We start from the raw sequence: 16,927 nt of genomic DNA, 5'->3' as shown, positions 1-16,927 counted from the left end.
TGACCGAACAGCTCATTACCCTAATTAAAGCGTAGCTGCTGGGGTGCTTTAGATTGATCGAAACGTAGGCTCATCACTATCAGCCCAATAAAAATCCCCCCAAGCATCAGCCATGCCTGTTCAAAACCTCCCAGCACGTCTTTTATCCCCCCTGCCGCGACAGGCGCTAAAGAGGCAATGAGATAGCCGATTCCCTGTACCCATGCAGTAAGCTGACCCGCAAGCACGGGATCGTCCGAGTGATCCATAGTGATGATCAAGCTTAAGGGAAAAAGACCACCAATCCCTAACCCCAGCAGCGCAGTTGCCAACCAAGCCATTGTGTTAGGCACTAGCCCAAGAAGCAAAAAGCCCCCCACCGATAACATCAGTACCAGCAATAACACCGGGCGACGGTCTTGCATTTGTTGAGCCAGCATAGGAAATGTTAGGCCCGCCATCACCTCAATCGCAGTTAGCCAACTAAGCGCCAGCCCCGCTTGCGTTTCAGACCAGCCTAAACTGATGAAAGTGGGCGGAATCCAGGCAAGAAGGCAGGTATAACCCGCCGTGCCTAAACCAAAGAAAATCGCCAACGACCAAAAACGAGGCTGTCGAGCCATCGCTGAAAAAGCAATGCTGACACTCTCCTTTTGGCTAGGGGCTGGCAGTACTCGCCTGCGTGTCACCCAACCCACGAGCCCTGCAAGCGCTAACAGCCCCCATAACGCCAAGGCACTCTGCCAGCCAATAAAATCACTCACCACGGGTGTTATGGCGGAGGCGAGAGCAGCGCCCCCCATGATGGAAGCAATGTAAAAACCCATCACCATTGGGGTTTTCTCGCCTGCAGCCCGTTTTATCACCGCTGGAAGTGCGGCCTGAATAAAGGCTATGCCAATGCCAGCGCCCAGTGCGGCTGCCCATAAACCTGTATACCCGAAGCCAAACCAGTGTAGGGCGTCCGATAACATAATCGACGCAAGCGCCAAGGTAATCAGACGGTTGAAGCCGATCCGCTTTGCCAGCAATGCACTAACAAAACATCCCAGCCCCATGGCTAGTACCGGTAGCGTGGTTAACAGTGATAACTGTGTAAATGAAAGGCTCACATCGTGACGGATTGCCTCAACCAGAGGCCCAATAGCCGCCATGGATGGCCGTAGGTTAAGCCCAATTAGAATGATCAGAAGGATCGTTCTTACCAACGGTATTGATCTTGAATTGCTATTGCGCATACCTACTGCCCACCTTTTATCGGCCATTGCTAAAGTACTAAGCGCGCTCACTTTAAAACCTCAGGTTAACTTGAGGTCAAGATAAATGATGAACTGGCTAATTAGGCCTAAAGAAGAGAGTGTTAAGCGTGGGTGCAGTGGCTAAAAGAAGCAGGTTTAACGTATCGACGATGTATTATTACGGTGCAGAAGGGTTATAACGAGCTGGCAAAAATCGCGGCGACCAGCGCCGCTTCGCTTTGGGCAAGTTGTTTATCGTCAACTATACTGCGCCCTAACGAACATGATGTCGTTGCCTGAGTTGGGGCTAGCGTGCAGCGCCAGCCAACAAAGGTAAATTAATCAGCTTGAACAGCATAAGGAGTTTGCCGTGACAGCCACTAACGATCGCACTTATCGAAGCGGGCCAAACCCGTTTCATACCGTAATGCTTGCTGGGACTACGCCACTCTTTCTTGGCACCATGCTATGTGATTACGCCTACTCAACCACCTACCATATTCAGTGGGCCACCTTTGCTTCTTGGCTAAATTTGGGTGGGCTTATTTTCGCGGGACTTGCGCTTTTGTGCGCAATTATTGGCTTTTTTCGTTCCCAAGACCGTCGTTTGGCTTTTCTGATGTATCCAGCGCTGCTATTGCTCACCTGGGTACTGGGTCTTGTCAATGCGTTAGCCCATGCACGAGACGCCTGGGCCATGATGCCAGCTGGCTTTGCTCTTTCGATCGTCGTTGTTTTGCTCGCAGGCACGGCGACGTGGGTCGGTTTTTCCCGCTTTGGTATCGGAGATAAGCCATGAAGTTTTCCCATTTCTTCGCCGCTCCTCTCTCGATACTTCTGGTGGCAGGTGTTGCTAGCGCTCAGGACTCTCAAAAGTATGGGCCAAACCCTGACCTTCCTGAGCCACAACGTGGGCTTCTGCCGGATATGTCAGTTCCCGAGCCCGCAGAATGGGGCGACCAGCTACCGACGGTTCCCGACGGTTACACCATTACGGCCATTGCTACTGATCTTAAGGTGCCGCGCCAAACGCTGGTGTTGCCCAACGGCGATATTCTGGTGGCAGAGGGAAGCGGCGGCAACGCACCGCCCCTGAAGCCAAAAGATTTTATTGCTGGCTACATAAAAAGCCAGGGCACCACCTCCGTTGAAAGCGGTAACCGATTGACCCTTTTGCGCGATAGCGACGATGACGGCAGCTATGAAGAGCAAACGGTGTTTGCCGAGAACCTCAACGCGCCTTATGGGCTGGCATTGGTTGATAACAACCTCTATGTCGCTAACCAAGATGCGGTTGTACGCTTCGATTACGAGGAAGGACAAACCGAGGCCAGTGGGTCGCCAGAAGTAATTACGCTGCTACCCTCGGAAATCAACCACCACTGGACCAAGGCGATGACCGCGAGCGCTGACGGAGACTACTTGTACGTGGGCATTGGCTCCAACAGTAACATCACCGAACGTGGCATGGCAGCGGAGGTTAGCCGAGCCGAGGTATGGGAAATTGATGCCGACACCGGCATGCATCGGCCTTATGCCACCGGCCTGCGCAACCCCACGGCGTTGGCTATCCAACCCGATACTGAGCGACTTTGGGCAGTCGTTAATGAGCGTGACGAACTAGGCCCGGACTTGGTTCCAGACTACCTAACCACCGTACAGGACGGCAGCTTTTATGGCTGGCCATTTAGTTATTGGGGGCAGCATGTTGACCCCCGCGTACGCCCGCAGAACCCTGAAAAAGTGGAGTCAGCAGTGGTACCCGACTACAGCCTAGGCTCGCACGTAGCACCACTGGGTCTCGCCTTCTCCATACCGGAAATGGGAGATGAGTTCGCTGAAGGCGTGTTTATCGGCGAACATGGCAGTTGGAACCGCTCAGACCCTGTGGGCTACCAGGTTGTCTTTATCCCTTTCCGCAATGGCGAGCCCGACGGTGACCCAATTGATTTCGTTTCCGGGTTTCTTACTGAAGACGGTAAAACTCGCGGTCGCCCAGTCGGCGTCACCATCGATCCAGAGGGCGCCCTTATCATCGCTGACGACCTGACGAACGCCGTTTGGCGCGTGACCTACGATGGCGATGAGTAAACACTTAACCCTCCGCGTAAAAAAAGGCGGCAGCCTGTTGTACTGCCGCCTTTTCCGTTTGTTCTAAAGAAGCCTTTATATGAGCAACTCATACCAGGTTAACTCATGCACCACTTCAATTAACCGCGCAGTAGCAAGTATTGTCATGGTTAAGATTTATGATACAAAGCGATCTGTCGCGCGTATCAACTGATCGAGAATGCCGGGTTCGCTCCAGGCATGCCCTGCCCCTTCGATCAAATGGAATTCGGATTCTGGCCAAGCGTTATGCAGTGCCAGCGCATAACGAACAGGGCATGGCATATCGTACCGCCCATGGACAATGACGCCGGAAATGCCTTTTAGGCGTGAAGCGTTAGCAAGCAGTTGCCCCTCCTCCAGCCAAGCGCGATGAGTGAAATAATGGTTCTCTAACCGCGCAAAGGCTAGCGCAAAATGCCCCTCTCTGTAGGGAGCCGATAAGGCAGGGTCTGGTAGCAGGGTGATGGTTTCACCTTCCCATATCGTCCATGCCTTCGCCGCCTCAAGCTGAGCGATAGGGTCATCCCCCATCAAACGACGATGGTAGGCGGCCACCATATCGTGTCGCTCTGCTTCAGGAATAGGCGCCTGAAACGCCGCCCACTTATCGGGGAACATTTCAGACACACCAAACTGATAGTACCAGTCAATCTCCGCTTGGGTGACCGTATAGACGCCTCGCAAAATCAACTCACTGACACGGTCTGGATGCGTCTGAGCGTAGGCAAGACCCAGGGTAGAACCCCAAGAGCCGCCAAAAACCATCCACTGAGTTACGCCAACATGCTCACGTAGCCTCTCGATGTCTTCAACTAAATGCCACGTCGTATTGGCTTCGATACTGGCATGAGGCTCTGAACGACCACAGCCGCGCTGGTCAAAGAGAAGAACGTCGTAGCGCTCAGGGTTAAACAGGCGCCGATGATCAGGCGAAATCCCACCGCCGGGGCCACCATGTAGAAATACCGCAGGCTTACCGCCCGGCTTGCCCACGCGCTCAAAATAGACCGTATGACCATCCCCCACATTGATCATGCCTGTTTCGTAGGGTTCGATCGGTGGATATAGGGTTCTCAAGTTCGACATTCAAGCCTCCCGCTTCAGTTGCGCCTTTCCAAATACCGTTTGACACTTTTACCTTCGCCGACGACTTTACTACAAGCGACTCTCAAATAACGTCGAAGAGCGGTCAGTAATGTTAGAAGGAAGTGAACCAGGAAGTGGTACAGCCAGCACTGGATCAATCAGGCAGTAAATGAAAGGATCTCATCATGATTGAATCAATAGAAGAACTCGAAGCGATTAGAAAATCGTGCCATTCGATGGTCACCAAGAGTTCAAGCCTCTCTGCGGGCGCGGCGGTTATACCCATTCCGGGGGTGGATATAGGCTCAGACGTTGCCATATTGATGCGGCTAATTCCCAGAATTAACCAGAAATTTGGTTTAACGCCTGAACAAATCGAAAGCCTGGATACAGAATCCAAGCTCTTTGTGATGACGGCCATCTCGAATACCGGCAGCAAAATGGCCGGTAAATACATCACGAAAAAACTTATCGTCATGCTTTTAAGCAAGATGGGCGTCAAAGTAGCGTCCAAAGGTGTTGCTAAGTTCGTTCCTTTTGTCGGTAGCGCCGTCGCTGGTGGTATTAGCTTCAGCGCGATGAAGTACATGGGCAGCCGCCATATCGAAGATTGTTACCAAATTGCCTTGGCAACACTGGAGAATGAGCGGAGGAAGCACGAAATCGTCATTGAGCCCGCGCCTGAACAAGGCGGCTAGCCAAGCTGCCTATTGCCTCAAGCAGGCTGAGGCTTATTGGGCGCCTCACCGATCAGTTTGCCCGGCAGGGGCCCGGCCATCGTTTCCTGGGGTTGATAGTGCATAACCGAGCGAATTGCTTCACCACGGCGTAACAGATCAAATGCCGTATTAATGTGGTCGTGAGTCATGTTGTGCGAGATATAGGGATCAACGTCGAAGCGCCCTGACAGCCATTCATCAACCATGCCCGGAAGCTCAGAGCGCCCCAGCACGCCGCCGAACGCGCTGCCCCGCCAGACCCGACCAGTCACCAGCTGGAAGGGACGTGTCGATATCTCCTCCCCGGCCCCCGCAACCCCGATGATGATACTTTCGCCCCAGCCCTTGTGGCAGCATTCAAGCGCCGCCCGCATCAAGCGAACGTTGCCTACGGCTTCGAAAGAGAAGTCGACGCCACCATTGGTCATCTCAATGATCACCTCGTGAAGCGGCTCGGGATAGTCATTCGGATCAAGACACTCCGTTGCGCCCAACGACAGGGCAAGTGGGAACTTGGCTGGATTGACATCAATACCGATGATTCGCCCTGCTCCCTGGAGCTTGGCGCCTTGAATGACGGCCATGCCTACAGCGCCCAATCCAAACACTGCCACCGTATCGCCCTGTTTCACCTTGGCAGTATTCCTCACCGCGCCGATACCGGTAGGTATCGCACACCCCATCACGCTCGCCTTGGCCAGGGGCGCTTCGCGGCTGATCTTAGCCACCGCGATCTCGGGTAACACCGTGTACTCGCTGAAGGTGCTGGTACCCATATAGTGGTGCAGCATTTTGCCTTTATAAGAGAAGCGACTGGTACCATCCGGCATTAGCCCCTGCCCCTGGGTTTTGCGAATGCTCTGACAGAGATTGGTCTTGCCCGAACGAATATAGGGACAGTTCGGATCCTCCGGCGTATAGAGTGGAATAACATGGTCGCCGGGCTTTACCGAGGTTACCCCGCGCCCAAGCTCCTCGACGACGCCTACGCCCTCATGGCCCAATACGCAAGGAAACAACCCCTCAGGGTCTTTTCCGGACAGCGTAAACATATCAGTGTGGCACAGGCTGGTGGTGACGATCCTGACGAGAACCTCGCCCTCTTTCGGCCCTCCCAGATCGATCTCCTCAATTTCAAGTGGCCGATTGGGCTCCCAGGCAATAGCTGCACGTGTTTTCATCATCATCTCCGTGGTTGGACTGGGTATTAATGTGTTTTGCCCCTAGCAAGCCTTGATTTTCAAGGCTTCAATTATGATATGTTATAACATTATATTTTAGCAATGCGAGCCGCCGATGAACATTTGGATAGAGCTAGAGAATGCCGAGCGTGGCGAATACCGACCGTTGGCAGCGGTGATCGAATCTATTCCTTGGAACGCTGACGGGCTGATCACCGCTATCGCTCAGCAGCACGACAGCGGCGAAGTACTGATGCTGGCTTGGATGAGCCATGAAGCGCTACGCGAAACGCTTAACAGCGGGCAAGTATGCTACTGGTCTCGCTCGCGGCAGACCCTATGGCGCAAGGGCGAGAGTTCCGGCAATCGCCAGCGCTTGGTAGAGGCACGCCTAGACTGTGACGGCGACGCAGTGCTGCTAAAGGTCGACCAGCAAGGTCCCACCTGCCACACCGGGCGACCCAACTGCTTCTACAACGCCATCCGCCGCGAGACAGTCGAGGTTATCACCGCGCCGCTGAACCATTAATTCCCAAGCTATCTAATGGGAAGTACCACACACTGAGTCGTTGACCAGCTGAAGGGGTATAACTCAGCAAGGAGCCAACATGCCGTTACTGGATAGTTTTACCGTCGACCATACGATCATGAACGCCCCCGCGGTGCGGGTTGCCAAAACCATGCACTCGCCTTCCGGCGACACCATTACCGTGTTCGACTTGCGCTTTAACAAGCCCAATGAGGATATGATGGGTGAAAAAGGCATTCATACGCTGGAGCACTTATTTGCTGGCTTTATGCGCAATCATTTAAATAGTGACAGCGTCGAAATTATTGATATTTCGCCAATGGGCTGCCGTACCGGGTTTTATATGAGCCTACTGGGCAGCCCAACGGAAGAGCGCGTCGGCGAAGCGTGGCTAGCGGCCATGCGAGATGTACTGGCGGTGAACCGTATGGAAGAGATTCCAGAGCTCAATGAGTTTCAGTGCGGCACCTACGTGATGCACTCGCTAGACGACGCCAAACGCATTGCCCAAGGCATCATTGATCAAGGTATCGGAGTCAACAAAAATGAGGACATCGCCCTTAGCCCTGAGCGATTAAAGGCGCTGGGTAACGATGTGAAGTAGTGACCAATAAATAAGGAGAATTTAATGCCCGCTTACGTCGTAATGACCCGCGAACATACCCACGACGCCCAGGAAATGGAGCGTTACGGCGAGAAGGCAAAAGCCGCTCGCGAAGGCCACGATCCGCAACCGCTCGCTTTTTATGGTGATTTTGAAGTGCTTGAAGGTAGCGCTATGGAAGGTGCGGTGATTTTGCGCTTCCCCGATATGGCTGCCGCCCGCGCCTGGTACCAAAGCCCCGCCTACCAGGAAGCCCGCAAGCACCGCTTCCAAGGTGCCGACTACCGAGTTTTTATCGTTGATGGCCTAACAGAAGCCTAAATACCAAAACGCCCCGCCTTTAATGTTCAAGTCGGGGCGTTTTGCCGTTGCTTTACCTCTGGGATATAGGCGGAATTACATCACCAGCGATAGCTCACTTTCGCGCTGATTTCGCGACCCGGATTATAGTAATCGGCCGTGCTTGAACCGACCACGTGCTGCTCGTCGAGCAAGTTGCTGACGTTGACGGCTAGGTCGGCGTCTTTAGTGAGCTGGTAGCTGAAGGCCGCGTCAAACAGCGTTGCCGCACTGCTCTTTGACGTATTGGCGACATCAAAGTAGTAGGAGCCAATGTAACGGGCGCCGAGGCCTACACTCATATCCTGGCTTGGCAAGGTATAGTAGCCCCACAGCGACGCCGTATGTTTGGGTGCTGCGGTGAACTCCTTACCCTCTCTGGCTGCGTTGCTGTCGCGTACCACTTCCGACTCCATATAGGAGTAACCACCGGCCACGCTAAAGCTATCGGTCAACTCAGCCTTCGCTTCCAGATCAAGACCCCGTACGCGGGACTCACCCACGGTTTCCCGCTCGATAACGCCATTGTCCTGTACAACCGAGATGGTGACGTCGTCCCTGGTTAAGTCATAGATGGCCGCCGAAAACAGCGCATTAGTACCAAAGGGAGAATATTTCGCACCAATTTCGTACTGCTCGCCCCGTTCGGGATCGACGCCAATCGTGGGCGGTGCGACCGACTCCACCATGCTGACATAGGTGGAAATTTCGTCGGTGACCCGATAGGTCAGCGCACCGCGAAGTGAGGTCTCAGAGAAGTCATCGGAATCGGTAACGCCCGCCATGTTGGTGCTTGAGACATCCATCGAGTCGTTGCGCACACCCGCTGTCACAATGAATCGGTCATAGAAGGACAAATTCTGAGTCAGGAAAACCGACTCGGTAGTGAAGTCCTGCTTGTTGCTGCTATAGACGTTGAGGCTACTCGGTGCACCGCTAAAGACAGGATTTGCGATATCAATTGAGGTCGCATCCCCGTAAAACGAACTGTCTTCGGTTGAGGCATCGCGATACTCGACCCCCACCAGCGTGCTGCTATCGACTCGGTCAAAGCGGGCGTCGTACTGCAGGATCGCGTTGCCGATCAACTCCTGGGCTTCGCTGTCGGAGCCAAAGTAATCGCGATCCACCACGCTGCCTACTCGCGACGCAGAGTCAGTGATATAGACGTAGCCGAAGTCGTCCGTCAGGTCGCTGTAGCGCAGATTGCCTCGCAGGGTCAGCCCGTTATTGAAATCATGGGTGAGCTGCCCGGTAAGGCTGGTGCGCTCGACATCATGATAATTGAAGCCAGGCTCGCCAAAGAAATCGCTGCGGTCGTACTCCCGGTCGAGTGGGTAACCACCGCTATTGGGGGTGTCGTCACGCTTCAGGTAGTCGAAAATAACGCTTGCTGAAGTGTACGCCGTTGGCTCCCAGGCCAGACCGCCCATCAAGAAGCCATTGTTGTCTTTGGAGTGATCGTATTCCCGATCGCTGTCCCGGATAGTGCCGGTGAAACGGTAGGCCACGGTCTCGTCAGCGTTCAGGGTGTCGCCCACATCAAGGCCAGCCTCTTTATGGTCAAAAGAGCCATAAGAGAGATAGCCTTCGCCAAAGCGTTCAAACCTTGGCCGTTTGCTTACAAAGTTGACCGAGCCACCTGGATCCGCCGGGCCGAACAATGTGGAGTTAGCCCCACGCAGAACCTCAACGCGTTCGTAGGCGTAGGGCTCCTCGCGAACACCGCGCATTGAGCCTAGCGTCAGCCCGTCACGGTAAGTGGTGGCCTGGAATCCGCGGATTTTGAAATAGTCGTTACGGTCATCGGTGCCGTAATAATCGGTGAGAATCCCGGGGGTATATTGCAGGACTTCCTCGGTGGTCGAGGCGTTGCGTTGCTCGATCTCTTTCTCAGTGATGACCGACACAGAGGCGGGCGTATCGAGAATACTGGTGGCGACCTTACCACCCACCCACAGCTCCTGGGCCACTATCGAGTTGGCATCATCATCAGCGTAGGCCTGAGCATTGACGATAATGGGAGCAAGGCGATAGCCCTCATTATCTTCACTGCTCTCGCCGGTTTCCTGGGCGTTCCCGATCATGGGAATAGTCACCAGCGTCGTGCCGCACAGAATGGCGGTAGTGGTCTGCTGCCACCGTAACCAACTTGCGTTGCGCCGGACTGTGCTATTGCTATCAGTCATGTTGAAGATCCCTTGAAATGAATAAACCTACCCTCGCGCCTTGTGATTCTCTTTCGAAAGGCCGGAAGAGTATCCGAAGCTAGCATCCCCGAGTCAATAGTGATAATGTCAATCACAATCATTTAGTTGAACTTTTGATAATAATTACAATACACCGTGACGACATGCATCACCTGGACTACCCGTCATATATCTAGATGCTGCGTGCTTACCATGCGGTGAGGATTATCCGTTATTTACGTCTTAAGCTTTTGGAGAAGGCTATGGCCCTGTTCCATAGAAGTCTGAGCGCTTACGTGGCGCTTATCGCTGCGTGCAGCCTCGGCGCTTTGCCCGTTGGCGCGCAGCAATATCCCCTTGAAATCGAACATGCCCTGGGCTCCACCGTACTGCCAAAAAAACCCGAGCGGGTAGCGACCGTGGCCTGGGCCAATCACGAAGTGCCGCTGGCGCTTGGCGTGGTACCGGTCGGCTTTGCGGCAGCCAACTTTGGTGACGACAACGACAACGGGCTACTGCCCTGGGTGGAAGCCCGGTTCGCAGAACTTGATGCCACGCCCCCTGCCCTGTTCGATGAGGGCGACGGGATTGATTTTGAAGCGGTGGCGGCCAGCCAACCCGATGTGATTCTGGCGGCCTATTCAGGGCTTAGTCAGGCGGACTACACCACCCTGAGCCAGATTGCCCCGGTGGTAGCCTACCCCCAAGGCCCTTGGGCAACCGACTGGCGCGATATGATTCAACTGAACAGTGCAGGGCTAGGCATGGCGGAGGAAGGCCAGGCGCTAATCGAGCAAATCGAAACACAGATTGCCGATACCGCCGCCAACCATCCTGACCTTGCGGGCAAAACCGCTATGTTCGTCACCCACCTTGACCCCACCAACCTGGGGCGCATTTCGTTCTATACCGACAACGATGCGCGGGTGCGGTTTTTTCACGATCTTGGGCTGGTCTCGCCTGAGGTCGTCAAACAGAACTCCACTCCCGGTAAATTCGCCGGAGAGATCAGCTCTGAACTTATCGACGAGCTCAACGATGTGGATATTCTCGTCACCTACGGCGGTCAGCCGCTGATCGATCAGCTCAACGCGCACCCGCTTACCTCCCGCCTGCCGGTGGTAGAAAACGGCGCCATTGTCATGCTCGGCAATACCCCGTTGGGCACAGCGGCCAACCCTACCCCCATGTCGATCTCATGGTTACTGGACGATTATGCAGACCTGCTCTCAGAAGCCGCACGCAAGTCACAACGGTAGCGGCCCGGCGTCTGGCTCAAGCGTTAATCGCTCTGTCGCTCTTCGTATCAAACGCAACGCTGCCCGTCGGTTGTCTGGCGGCGCAGTGCTACTTGTTCTGCTCGGCCTTGCCGCCATGCTCTCTGTGGCGTTTGGCGCCCGGGAAGTAGGCTGGCCGGAAATCGTCGCCGCGCTGAGCGGCCAGGTAGAAACCATTGGCCACGCTGCCGTAGCCAGCCGCCTGCCGCGCACGTTGCTTGCCATGCTGGCCGGAGCCGCCCTGGGGGTTTCCGGCGGGGTCATGCAGGGCCTGACCCGCAACCCGCTGGCCGACCCCGGCCTTCTGGGCGTTAACGCCGGGGCGGCGCTGGCGGTGGTGATTGGCATTGCCTGGTTCGGTATTGACGAGACGACCAGCTACATCTGGACAGCCATTGCTGGTGCCGCTATCTCGGCCTGTGCGGTTTACGCCATTGCCAGCCTGGGTCAAGGGGGCGCTACGCCGCTGCGGCTGGCGCTGGCAGGCGCCGCCATCACCGCCGCGCTTAGCTCACTGGCCACCGCCGTGGTACTGCCACGGGGTGATATCGGCGGACTGGTGCAATCCTGGTTAGTGGGTGGTGTGGGTGGCGCGACCTATGAGCAGCTTCTTCCGGTGCTGCCCTTTCTGGGGACGGGGTTTGTCATCACCCTGCTCGCCGCACGCAAACTCAATATGTTGGCGTTGGGCGATGACACCGCCGCCGGGCTGGGTGAAAAGGTGGCCGTGGCCAGGGCCATGTCGGCAGTGGGCGCGGTACTGCTGTGCAGCCCGATTACGGCGGTGTGCGGCCCGATTGGCTTTGTGGGGCTGGTCGTACCCCACGCCTGCCGCCTGCTAGCGGGCGGCGATTACCGCTGGCTGCTGCCCTTCTCTGCCCTGGGTGGCGCGGTACTGCTGACGTTGTCAGATGTGGCCGGGCGGCTAATCGCCCATCCTTCAGAGCTGGACGTAGGCATCGTGACCGCCTTTATCGGCGCACCGGTGTTTATCTGGATTGTGCGCACCCGCAAGGTAGGCTCGCTATGAACCAGCCGCCTCTCAGTTCGATCAGCCACTTCCGACATATTAGAAGGACGAACGCTAAGCAACACACTCGCATGATTGCAGTGCTTAGCACCTGCCTGCTGGCAGGTGTGCTGTTAACCCTGATGCTGGGGCAATCCTTCACACCGTTAACCACGGTGCTACGCATACTTAGCGGTGCGGAAGTGCCTGGCGCTGGTTTCACCGTGCGCGAGCTGCGCCTGCCCAGGGCCGTCGTTTCAGTGCTGGTAGGTGCCTGCTTTGGCCTAGGCGGCATCGCTTTTCAAACCCTGCTGCGCAACCCGCTGGCAAGCCCGGACATTATTGGCATCAGTACCGGTGCCAGCACCGGCGCGGTGTTTGCCATCGTGGTGCTTTCACTAAGCGGCCCGGCGGTTTCGATGGTAGCCATTGCTGCAGGGCTGGGCGTGGCGCTGTTGATCTACACGCTCTCCTGGCGCCAGGGCGTGACCGGCGGGCGGCTGATTCTGATCGGCATTGGCCTGGCCGCGATGCTGCAAAGTATTACCGCCTATCTATTAATGCGTGCGCCAAGCTGGACGCTGCAAGAAGCCCTGCGCTGGCTCACCGGCAGCGTCAACGGTGCTCAACTTGACCAAGCGCTGCCGCTGTTGGTTGCCCTGCTACTGTTCGGCGGGCTGCTATTGAGCCGCCGCCGCGATCTTGAAACCCTGCGCATGGGTGACGACCTTGCCGCCGGGCTGGGTGTTCGCCTGGCTGTTACGCGGGTTGTCGTGGTCATCACCGCTGTGGCACTGGTGGCGTTTGCCACTGCCGTTTCCGGCCCGGTGGCATTTGTGGCGTTCCTTTCCGGCCCCATTGCGGCACGCCTGATGGGCGGCAACGGCTCACTGCTCATTCCTGCCGCGCTGGTAGGCGCTCTGCTGGTACTGTTAGGCGATTATCCGGGCCAGTTTCTGCTCCCCGCCCGCTACCCAGTAGGAATTGTGACCGGCGTATTAGGCGCGCCATATCTCGTTTATCTGATACTTCGCGACAATAAAACCCGAGGCACCCTATGAGCGCTTGCTCACTACTCGCCCAAGGCCTGGAGGCAGGCTATGGGGAGCGCACCATTCTGGACGACGTTAACCTAAACGTGCCTGCTGGCCAGACCACCGCCATTGTGGGCGCCAACGCCTGCGGAAAATCCACACTTCTGCGTGTGCTTTCGCGACTGCTAACACCCCAACAGGGCAGCGTATTGGTGGATGGCAACGCTATTCACCAACTGCCCACCCGCCGCCTAGCGCAGCAGTTAGGCTTTCTACCCCAATCCCCCATCGCCCCAGAAGGTATCAGCGTGCTCGAGCTGGTCAGCCGGGGCCGCCACCCACACCAGGGGCTGTTCAAGCGCTGGAGTGCAGCTGATGAGGGCGCTGTCGCCGACGCCCTGGCCGCCACCCACCTGAGCGAGCTGGCCGAACGCCATGTGGACGAGCTTTCCGGCGGGCAGCGCCAGCGGGTGTGGATCGCCATGGCGCTGGCCCAGCAAACCAAAGTGCTGCTTCTGGATGAGCCCACCACCTTTTTGGATATCAACCACCAGATCGATGTGCTCGACCTTCTCACTGACCTAAACCGGCAGCGCGGCACCACCATCGTGATGGTGCTCCACGAACTCAACCTGGCCGCCCGCTACGCCGACCAACTGGTCGCCATGGCTAACGGCAAGGTTTACGCGGCAGGCCCGCCAGAGGAGATTCTGACCGAACAGATGGTGCGTGAGGTATTTGGCCTGGAAAGCCGGGTTATCGAAGACCCCGTCACCGGCAAACCGATGATGATACCGCTTGGGCGGCATGGGGCGTGTTAAGCGGGTAAAAGAGGCCACTCAATGGCACGCCCGACCTGTAGTACCTTGGCATCATCAAATGCTTTTCCCATGATTTGGACGCCTATCGGTAGCCCTTGATGATCCTTACCGAACGGCACGGTCAGCGCGGGCAGCCCGGTCACATTGGCGGGTGCACATAAGCGCACATACGCCTCGGCAACACTCTCTTGACTGCCGTCCTCCCAGGTAAACGTATCCTGCTCTATAAGCGCTGCTGTCTGGGGCACGGTTGGCGCCAGTAGAATGTCGATCTCTGAAAAAAGGGAACCCCAGCGCTGTGCGATCAGGTGTCGGGCACGCTGTGCCTTCAGATAGTCTCCGGCAGGAAGCAGTTGTCCGGCTTCGAGCAAAGTACGTACATCATCACCGTATAGCGATGCCGATTGGCGTATGTCCTTGGCGTGTACAGATGCCGCCTCAGCCACCATCAGGCCCCACTGGGTCGGAATGAGGTAGTCAGCCAGAGGAATATCCACCTCCACCAGCACAGCTCCCTGCTGTTCCAGATGCGCTGCCGCACGCCTCACAGCCGCGGCGACTGGCTCAGCAACGTGGTCAAAGTAATAGTTGCGCGGGATACCAACACGCAGCCCTTGCACACCCGACTCTGCGTTGATACCGAAAGAGGCAGGCGGAGTACGGCTAGCGGGGTCGCGCGCATCAAAGCCCATCACTGCCTGCAATAACAGGCCAACATCCTCTACCGTGCGTGCCATAGGGCCCGCATGATCGAGTGACCAGGCCAGGGGCGCAGTGCCGTGGCGGGAGACCAAGCCATACGTTGGCTTGAACCCGACTAACCCACAAAGTGCTGCGGGCACTCGAATCGAGCCACCGGTGTCTGTTCCCATGGCCGCCCAGGCACCGCCATAGGCAACCGCTGCTGCAGAACCCCCACTGGAGCCCCCCGACGTGCGCTGGGGATCAAGCGGATTGCGCGTTTGAGGTGTGGTCAGGCCGAAAGCGAACTCATGCAAATGGGTCTTGCCCAGGAGTATGGCGCCGCCACGCAGCAAGGCATCCGTTACCGCGCTGTTGGCCTCTGCCCGATGTCCGTCCCGAACACGGGAGCTGGCCGTGGTGGGTTGGTCAGCAACATCGAACAGGTCTTTCAGCGCGATCGGAATGCCATGCAGCGGCCCACGGTAACGGCCATGTTGAATGTCTCGTTCGGCCTCAAGTGCCTGCTCACGGGCGGCTACTTCCCATACAGATACAAAAGCGTTGATCTCTGGCTCTCGCGCACCAATACGCTCCACGGCCGCATCTACCAACTCTACTGGCGACAGTTCGCGTGCCGCGATGGCGGCACTAGCTTGGGCCAGTGTCAGGTTTAATGGGTTTAGCATGGGTTGTTCTCCTGACTAGCATCAAAGGCAAATGAAGGAGGGTATGATTCATCGATAGGTAATTCGTCGATCCGGGCAATTACCGTGTGTATGTGATGCAGTACGCCAGCAATCAGTGGCGCACGTTCAGAGGCCAGGGGCAGCCCCAAACTGGTAGCCAGAGCCTGGGTTTCCTCGGCGGACATAGGGGTGGCATTTTGAACAGTCATGCTTGATTTCCTTTCTTCATTGAGGTGCGCGCTTGCATAAGCAGCAGGGTAATGGCCAGCAAGGCCAGTGCTGTGACCACCGCACCATAGACATTGACCGCGGCCAGCAAACCGGCCTTCTGGGCCAAGTAGCCGACAGCCATCGTAGGCACGCTGTGGGCCAGATAACTTTCGATATAAAACACGCCCATCAGCGCAGCACGTTCATGGGGCTCGGCCAACGGTAGGACACTGCGCACAGCCCCAAGAAAGCTCGCGCCAAACCCAAAACCCGCAATAATCGACCCGACCAACAGCAAGACAGCGTGTCCCTGATTAGCCCCGATCAGAATGACGACCAGCCCTGCGACCAAGGCAAGTTCGCCAGACAAGAGGGTTGTAAAAGAACTCAGCTTGCGAGCCGCCAGAACCGCTGTGGCGCCAGTGAGCGTTAGCGCTGCGACGACAAGACCACCAAGCCATGGCGTGTTCACATGCGTAACGTCAACGATCAGCGATGGCATAAGCGATAGATAAAAACCACCTAGCATCCACACTGCCATGTTCGCAGGGGTGACAGATAACAACGTCTTGCGCGCTTGCAACGGCACGGTAATGCGTGGTTTCAGGCTTGCCCAGGCACCCGGACGAGATGTCGCCGTCTCCGGCGCCAGCCAAATCAAGGCCAACATCACCAGAAAAACAGCCAGCAGCAACACGTACACCATGTGCAGCGGATCAGGCGCTAACACGACCAACGAGGTACTGCCTAGCGCGCCGGCTGCCATACCAAGCAGCGGTGAGATGCTGTTGATCACGGCCCCCCGCTCCCGACTAAAATCGAGTATCGCCGCTCCGACTGCCGCAGTGGCCATACCAGTGGCAAAGCCTTGCAGAGCGCGCGCAGCAATCAGCCAACCCGGCCCGGCAGCACCTAAAAAGCCCACCATAGCGATGATCTGTAGCGACAAAGCCAGGGCAATAACCGGACGTCGGCCAATATGATCTGACAGCCTCCCCGCCACCAGCAGCGCCAGAAGCAGAGCCAGCGCGTAAGTGGCAAAAACCACGGTCAGCAGTGTTGCGCTAAAGCTCCATTGCTGCTGATAAAGTTGGTACAGCGGGGTAGGCGCACTCGATGCTGCCAAAAAGGCAATCATTATCGCTGTGTGCAGGAAAACGGCACTGGAGGAAGACAGTTTCCAGTTCGAAGAACGGCGGGCGGTATCAGAAATGTTGATGGACATGACCC

General features: G+C 56.5%; 17 protein-coding genes. 10 read left to right on the top strand and 7 right to left on the bottom strand.

Going from position 1 to position 16,927, the window contains the following annotated elements; all coding sequences use genetic code 11:
- Positions 1 to 20 precede the first annotated feature (20 nt).
- Entirely contained in the window at positions 21 to 1,133 is a 1,113-nt protein-coding gene (locus ACW17M_RS12065; protein ID WP_457547494.1) for an MFS transporter, read from the bottom strand.
- Between the two features lie 454 nt (positions 1,134 to 1,587).
- Between ACW17M_RS12065 and ACW17M_RS12060 the strand changes: the two genes are divergently transcribed.
- Positions 1,588 to 2,016, top strand: coding sequence for a DUF2231 domain-containing protein (locus ACW17M_RS12060; protein ID WP_457547493.1), 429 nt, complete (start codon positions 1,588 to 1,590; stop codon positions 2,014 to 2,016).
- Positions 2,013 to 3,308 (top strand): PQQ-dependent sugar dehydrogenase, encoded by a 1,296-nt coding sequence (locus tag ACW17M_RS12055; RefSeq protein ID WP_457547492.1) that lies wholly within the window; start codon positions 2,013 to 2,015, stop codon positions 3,306 to 3,308. The genes ACW17M_RS12060 and ACW17M_RS12055 overlap by 4 nt, the downstream gene beginning before the upstream one ends.
- A 156-nt stretch (positions 3,309 to 3,464) precedes the next feature.
- Here the strand turns inward: ACW17M_RS12055 and pip are convergent, their stop codons facing one another.
- Positions 3,465 to 4,415: a prolyl aminopeptidase gene (gene pip / locus ACW17M_RS12050; protein WP_457547491.1), complete on the bottom strand. Its 951-nt coding sequence runs from the start codon at positions 4,413 to 4,415 to the stop codon at positions 3,465 to 3,467.
- 185 nt (positions 4,416 to 4,600) lie between these two features.
- Here pip and ACW17M_RS12045 point away from each other — a divergent pair, with 185 nt between their 5' ends.
- Positions 4,601 to 5,113: a hypothetical protein gene (locus tag ACW17M_RS12045; RefSeq protein WP_457547490.1), complete on the top strand. Its 513-nt coding sequence runs from the start codon at positions 4,601 to 4,603 to the stop codon at positions 5,111 to 5,113.
- A gap of 17 nt (positions 5,114 to 5,130) precedes the next feature.
- Here the strand turns inward: ACW17M_RS12045 and ACW17M_RS12040 are convergent, their stop codons facing one another.
- Entirely contained in the window at positions 5,131 to 6,315 is a 1,185-nt protein-coding gene (locus ACW17M_RS12040; RefSeq protein WP_457547489.1) for an S-(hydroxymethyl)glutathione dehydrogenase/class III alcohol dehydrogenase, read from the bottom strand.
- A 115-nt stretch (positions 6,316 to 6,430) separates the two neighbouring features.
- Between ACW17M_RS12040 and hisI the strand changes: the two genes are divergently transcribed.
- The 3 genes from hisI to ACW17M_RS12025 all read left to right on the top strand — a co-directional run bounded on the left by hisI (position 6,431) and on the right by ACW17M_RS12025 (position 7,769).
- A complete protein-coding gene (hisI, locus tag ACW17M_RS12035) occupies positions 6,431 to 6,844 on the top strand; it encodes a phosphoribosyl-AMP cyclohydrolase (RefSeq protein WP_457547488.1) in 414 nt (137 codons plus the stop codon).
- 79 nt (positions 6,845 to 6,923) lie between these two features.
- Positions 6,924 to 7,448: an S-ribosylhomocysteine lyase gene (gene luxS, locus ACW17M_RS12030; protein ID WP_457547487.1), complete on the top strand. Its 525-nt coding sequence runs from the start codon at positions 6,924 to 6,926 to the stop codon at positions 7,446 to 7,448.
- A gap of 24 nt (positions 7,449 to 7,472) precedes the next feature.
- Complete coding sequence (locus ACW17M_RS12025) at positions 7,473 to 7,769, top strand: DUF1330 domain-containing protein (RefSeq protein ID WP_457547486.1); 297 nt, start codon at positions 7,473 to 7,475, stop codon at positions 7,767 to 7,769.
- An 80-nt stretch (positions 7,770 to 7,849) separates the two neighbouring features.
- Here ACW17M_RS12025 and ACW17M_RS12020 read toward each other — a convergent pair whose 3' ends face one another.
- On the bottom strand, positions 7,850 to 9,976 hold the full coding sequence (locus tag ACW17M_RS12020) for a TonB-dependent siderophore receptor (RefSeq protein WP_457547485.1): 2,127 nt from the start codon (positions 9,974 to 9,976) through the stop codon (positions 7,850 to 7,852).
- 263 nt (positions 9,977 to 10,239) lie between these two features.
- Between ACW17M_RS12020 and ACW17M_RS12015 the strand changes: the two genes are divergently transcribed.
- From ACW17M_RS12015 to ACW17M_RS12000, 4 genes are all read left to right on the top strand, one after another.
- The gene (locus tag ACW17M_RS12015) at positions 10,240 to 11,235 is read left to right on the top strand and encodes an iron-siderophore ABC transporter substrate-binding protein (RefSeq protein ID WP_457547484.1); all 996 of its coding nucleotides are present in this window, start codon (positions 10,240 to 10,242) and stop codon (positions 11,233 to 11,235) included.
- Entirely contained in the window at positions 11,192 to 12,283 is a 1,092-nt protein-coding gene (locus tag ACW17M_RS12010; protein ID WP_457547483.1) for a FecCD family ABC transporter permease, read from the top strand. Before ACW17M_RS12015 ends, ACW17M_RS12010 begins: the two co-directional genes overlap by 44 nt.
- A gap of 71 nt (positions 12,284 to 12,354) precedes the next feature.
- Positions 12,355 to 13,323: a FecCD family ABC transporter permease gene (locus ACW17M_RS12005; RefSeq protein WP_457547482.1), complete on the top strand. Its 969-nt coding sequence runs from the start codon at positions 12,355 to 12,357 to the stop codon at positions 13,321 to 13,323.
- Positions 13,320 to 14,117: an ABC transporter ATP-binding protein gene (locus tag ACW17M_RS12000; RefSeq protein ID WP_457547481.1), complete on the top strand. Its 798-nt coding sequence runs from the start codon at positions 13,320 to 13,322 to the stop codon at positions 14,115 to 14,117. The genes ACW17M_RS12005 and ACW17M_RS12000 overlap by 4 nt, the downstream gene beginning before the upstream one ends.
- On the opposite strand, the gene ACW17M_RS11995 is transcribed toward ACW17M_RS12000, so the two are convergent.
- Genes ACW17M_RS11995 through ACW17M_RS11985 form a run of 3 tightly spaced genes read right to left on the bottom strand, consistent with a single transcriptional unit; the run spans position 14,114 to position 16,922 of the window.
- On the bottom strand, positions 14,114 to 15,487 hold the full coding sequence (locus ACW17M_RS11995; RefSeq protein ID WP_457547480.1) for an amidase: 1,374 nt from the start codon (positions 15,485 to 15,487) through the stop codon (positions 14,114 to 14,116). The genes ACW17M_RS12000 and ACW17M_RS11995 overlap by 4 nt on opposite strands.
- The gene (locus ACW17M_RS11990) at positions 15,481 to 15,696 is read right to left on the bottom strand and encodes a hypothetical protein (protein WP_457547479.1); all 216 of its coding nucleotides are present in this window, start codon (positions 15,694 to 15,696) and stop codon (positions 15,481 to 15,483) included. The genes ACW17M_RS11995 and ACW17M_RS11990 overlap by 7 nt, the downstream gene beginning before the upstream one ends.
- Positions 15,693 to 16,922, bottom strand: coding sequence for an MFS transporter (locus tag ACW17M_RS11985; protein WP_457547478.1), 1,230 nt, complete (start codon positions 16,920 to 16,922; stop codon positions 15,693 to 15,695). Before ACW17M_RS11985 ends, ACW17M_RS11990 begins: the two co-directional genes overlap by 4 nt.
- Positions 16,923 to 16,927: the final 5 nt, after the last annotated feature.

This window comes from Vreelandella sp. 2A-K22 (assembly GCF_054065485.1).
Note: the sequence above shows the minus strand (reverse complement) of the source record. Positions and strands in the feature narration are given on the sequence as shown.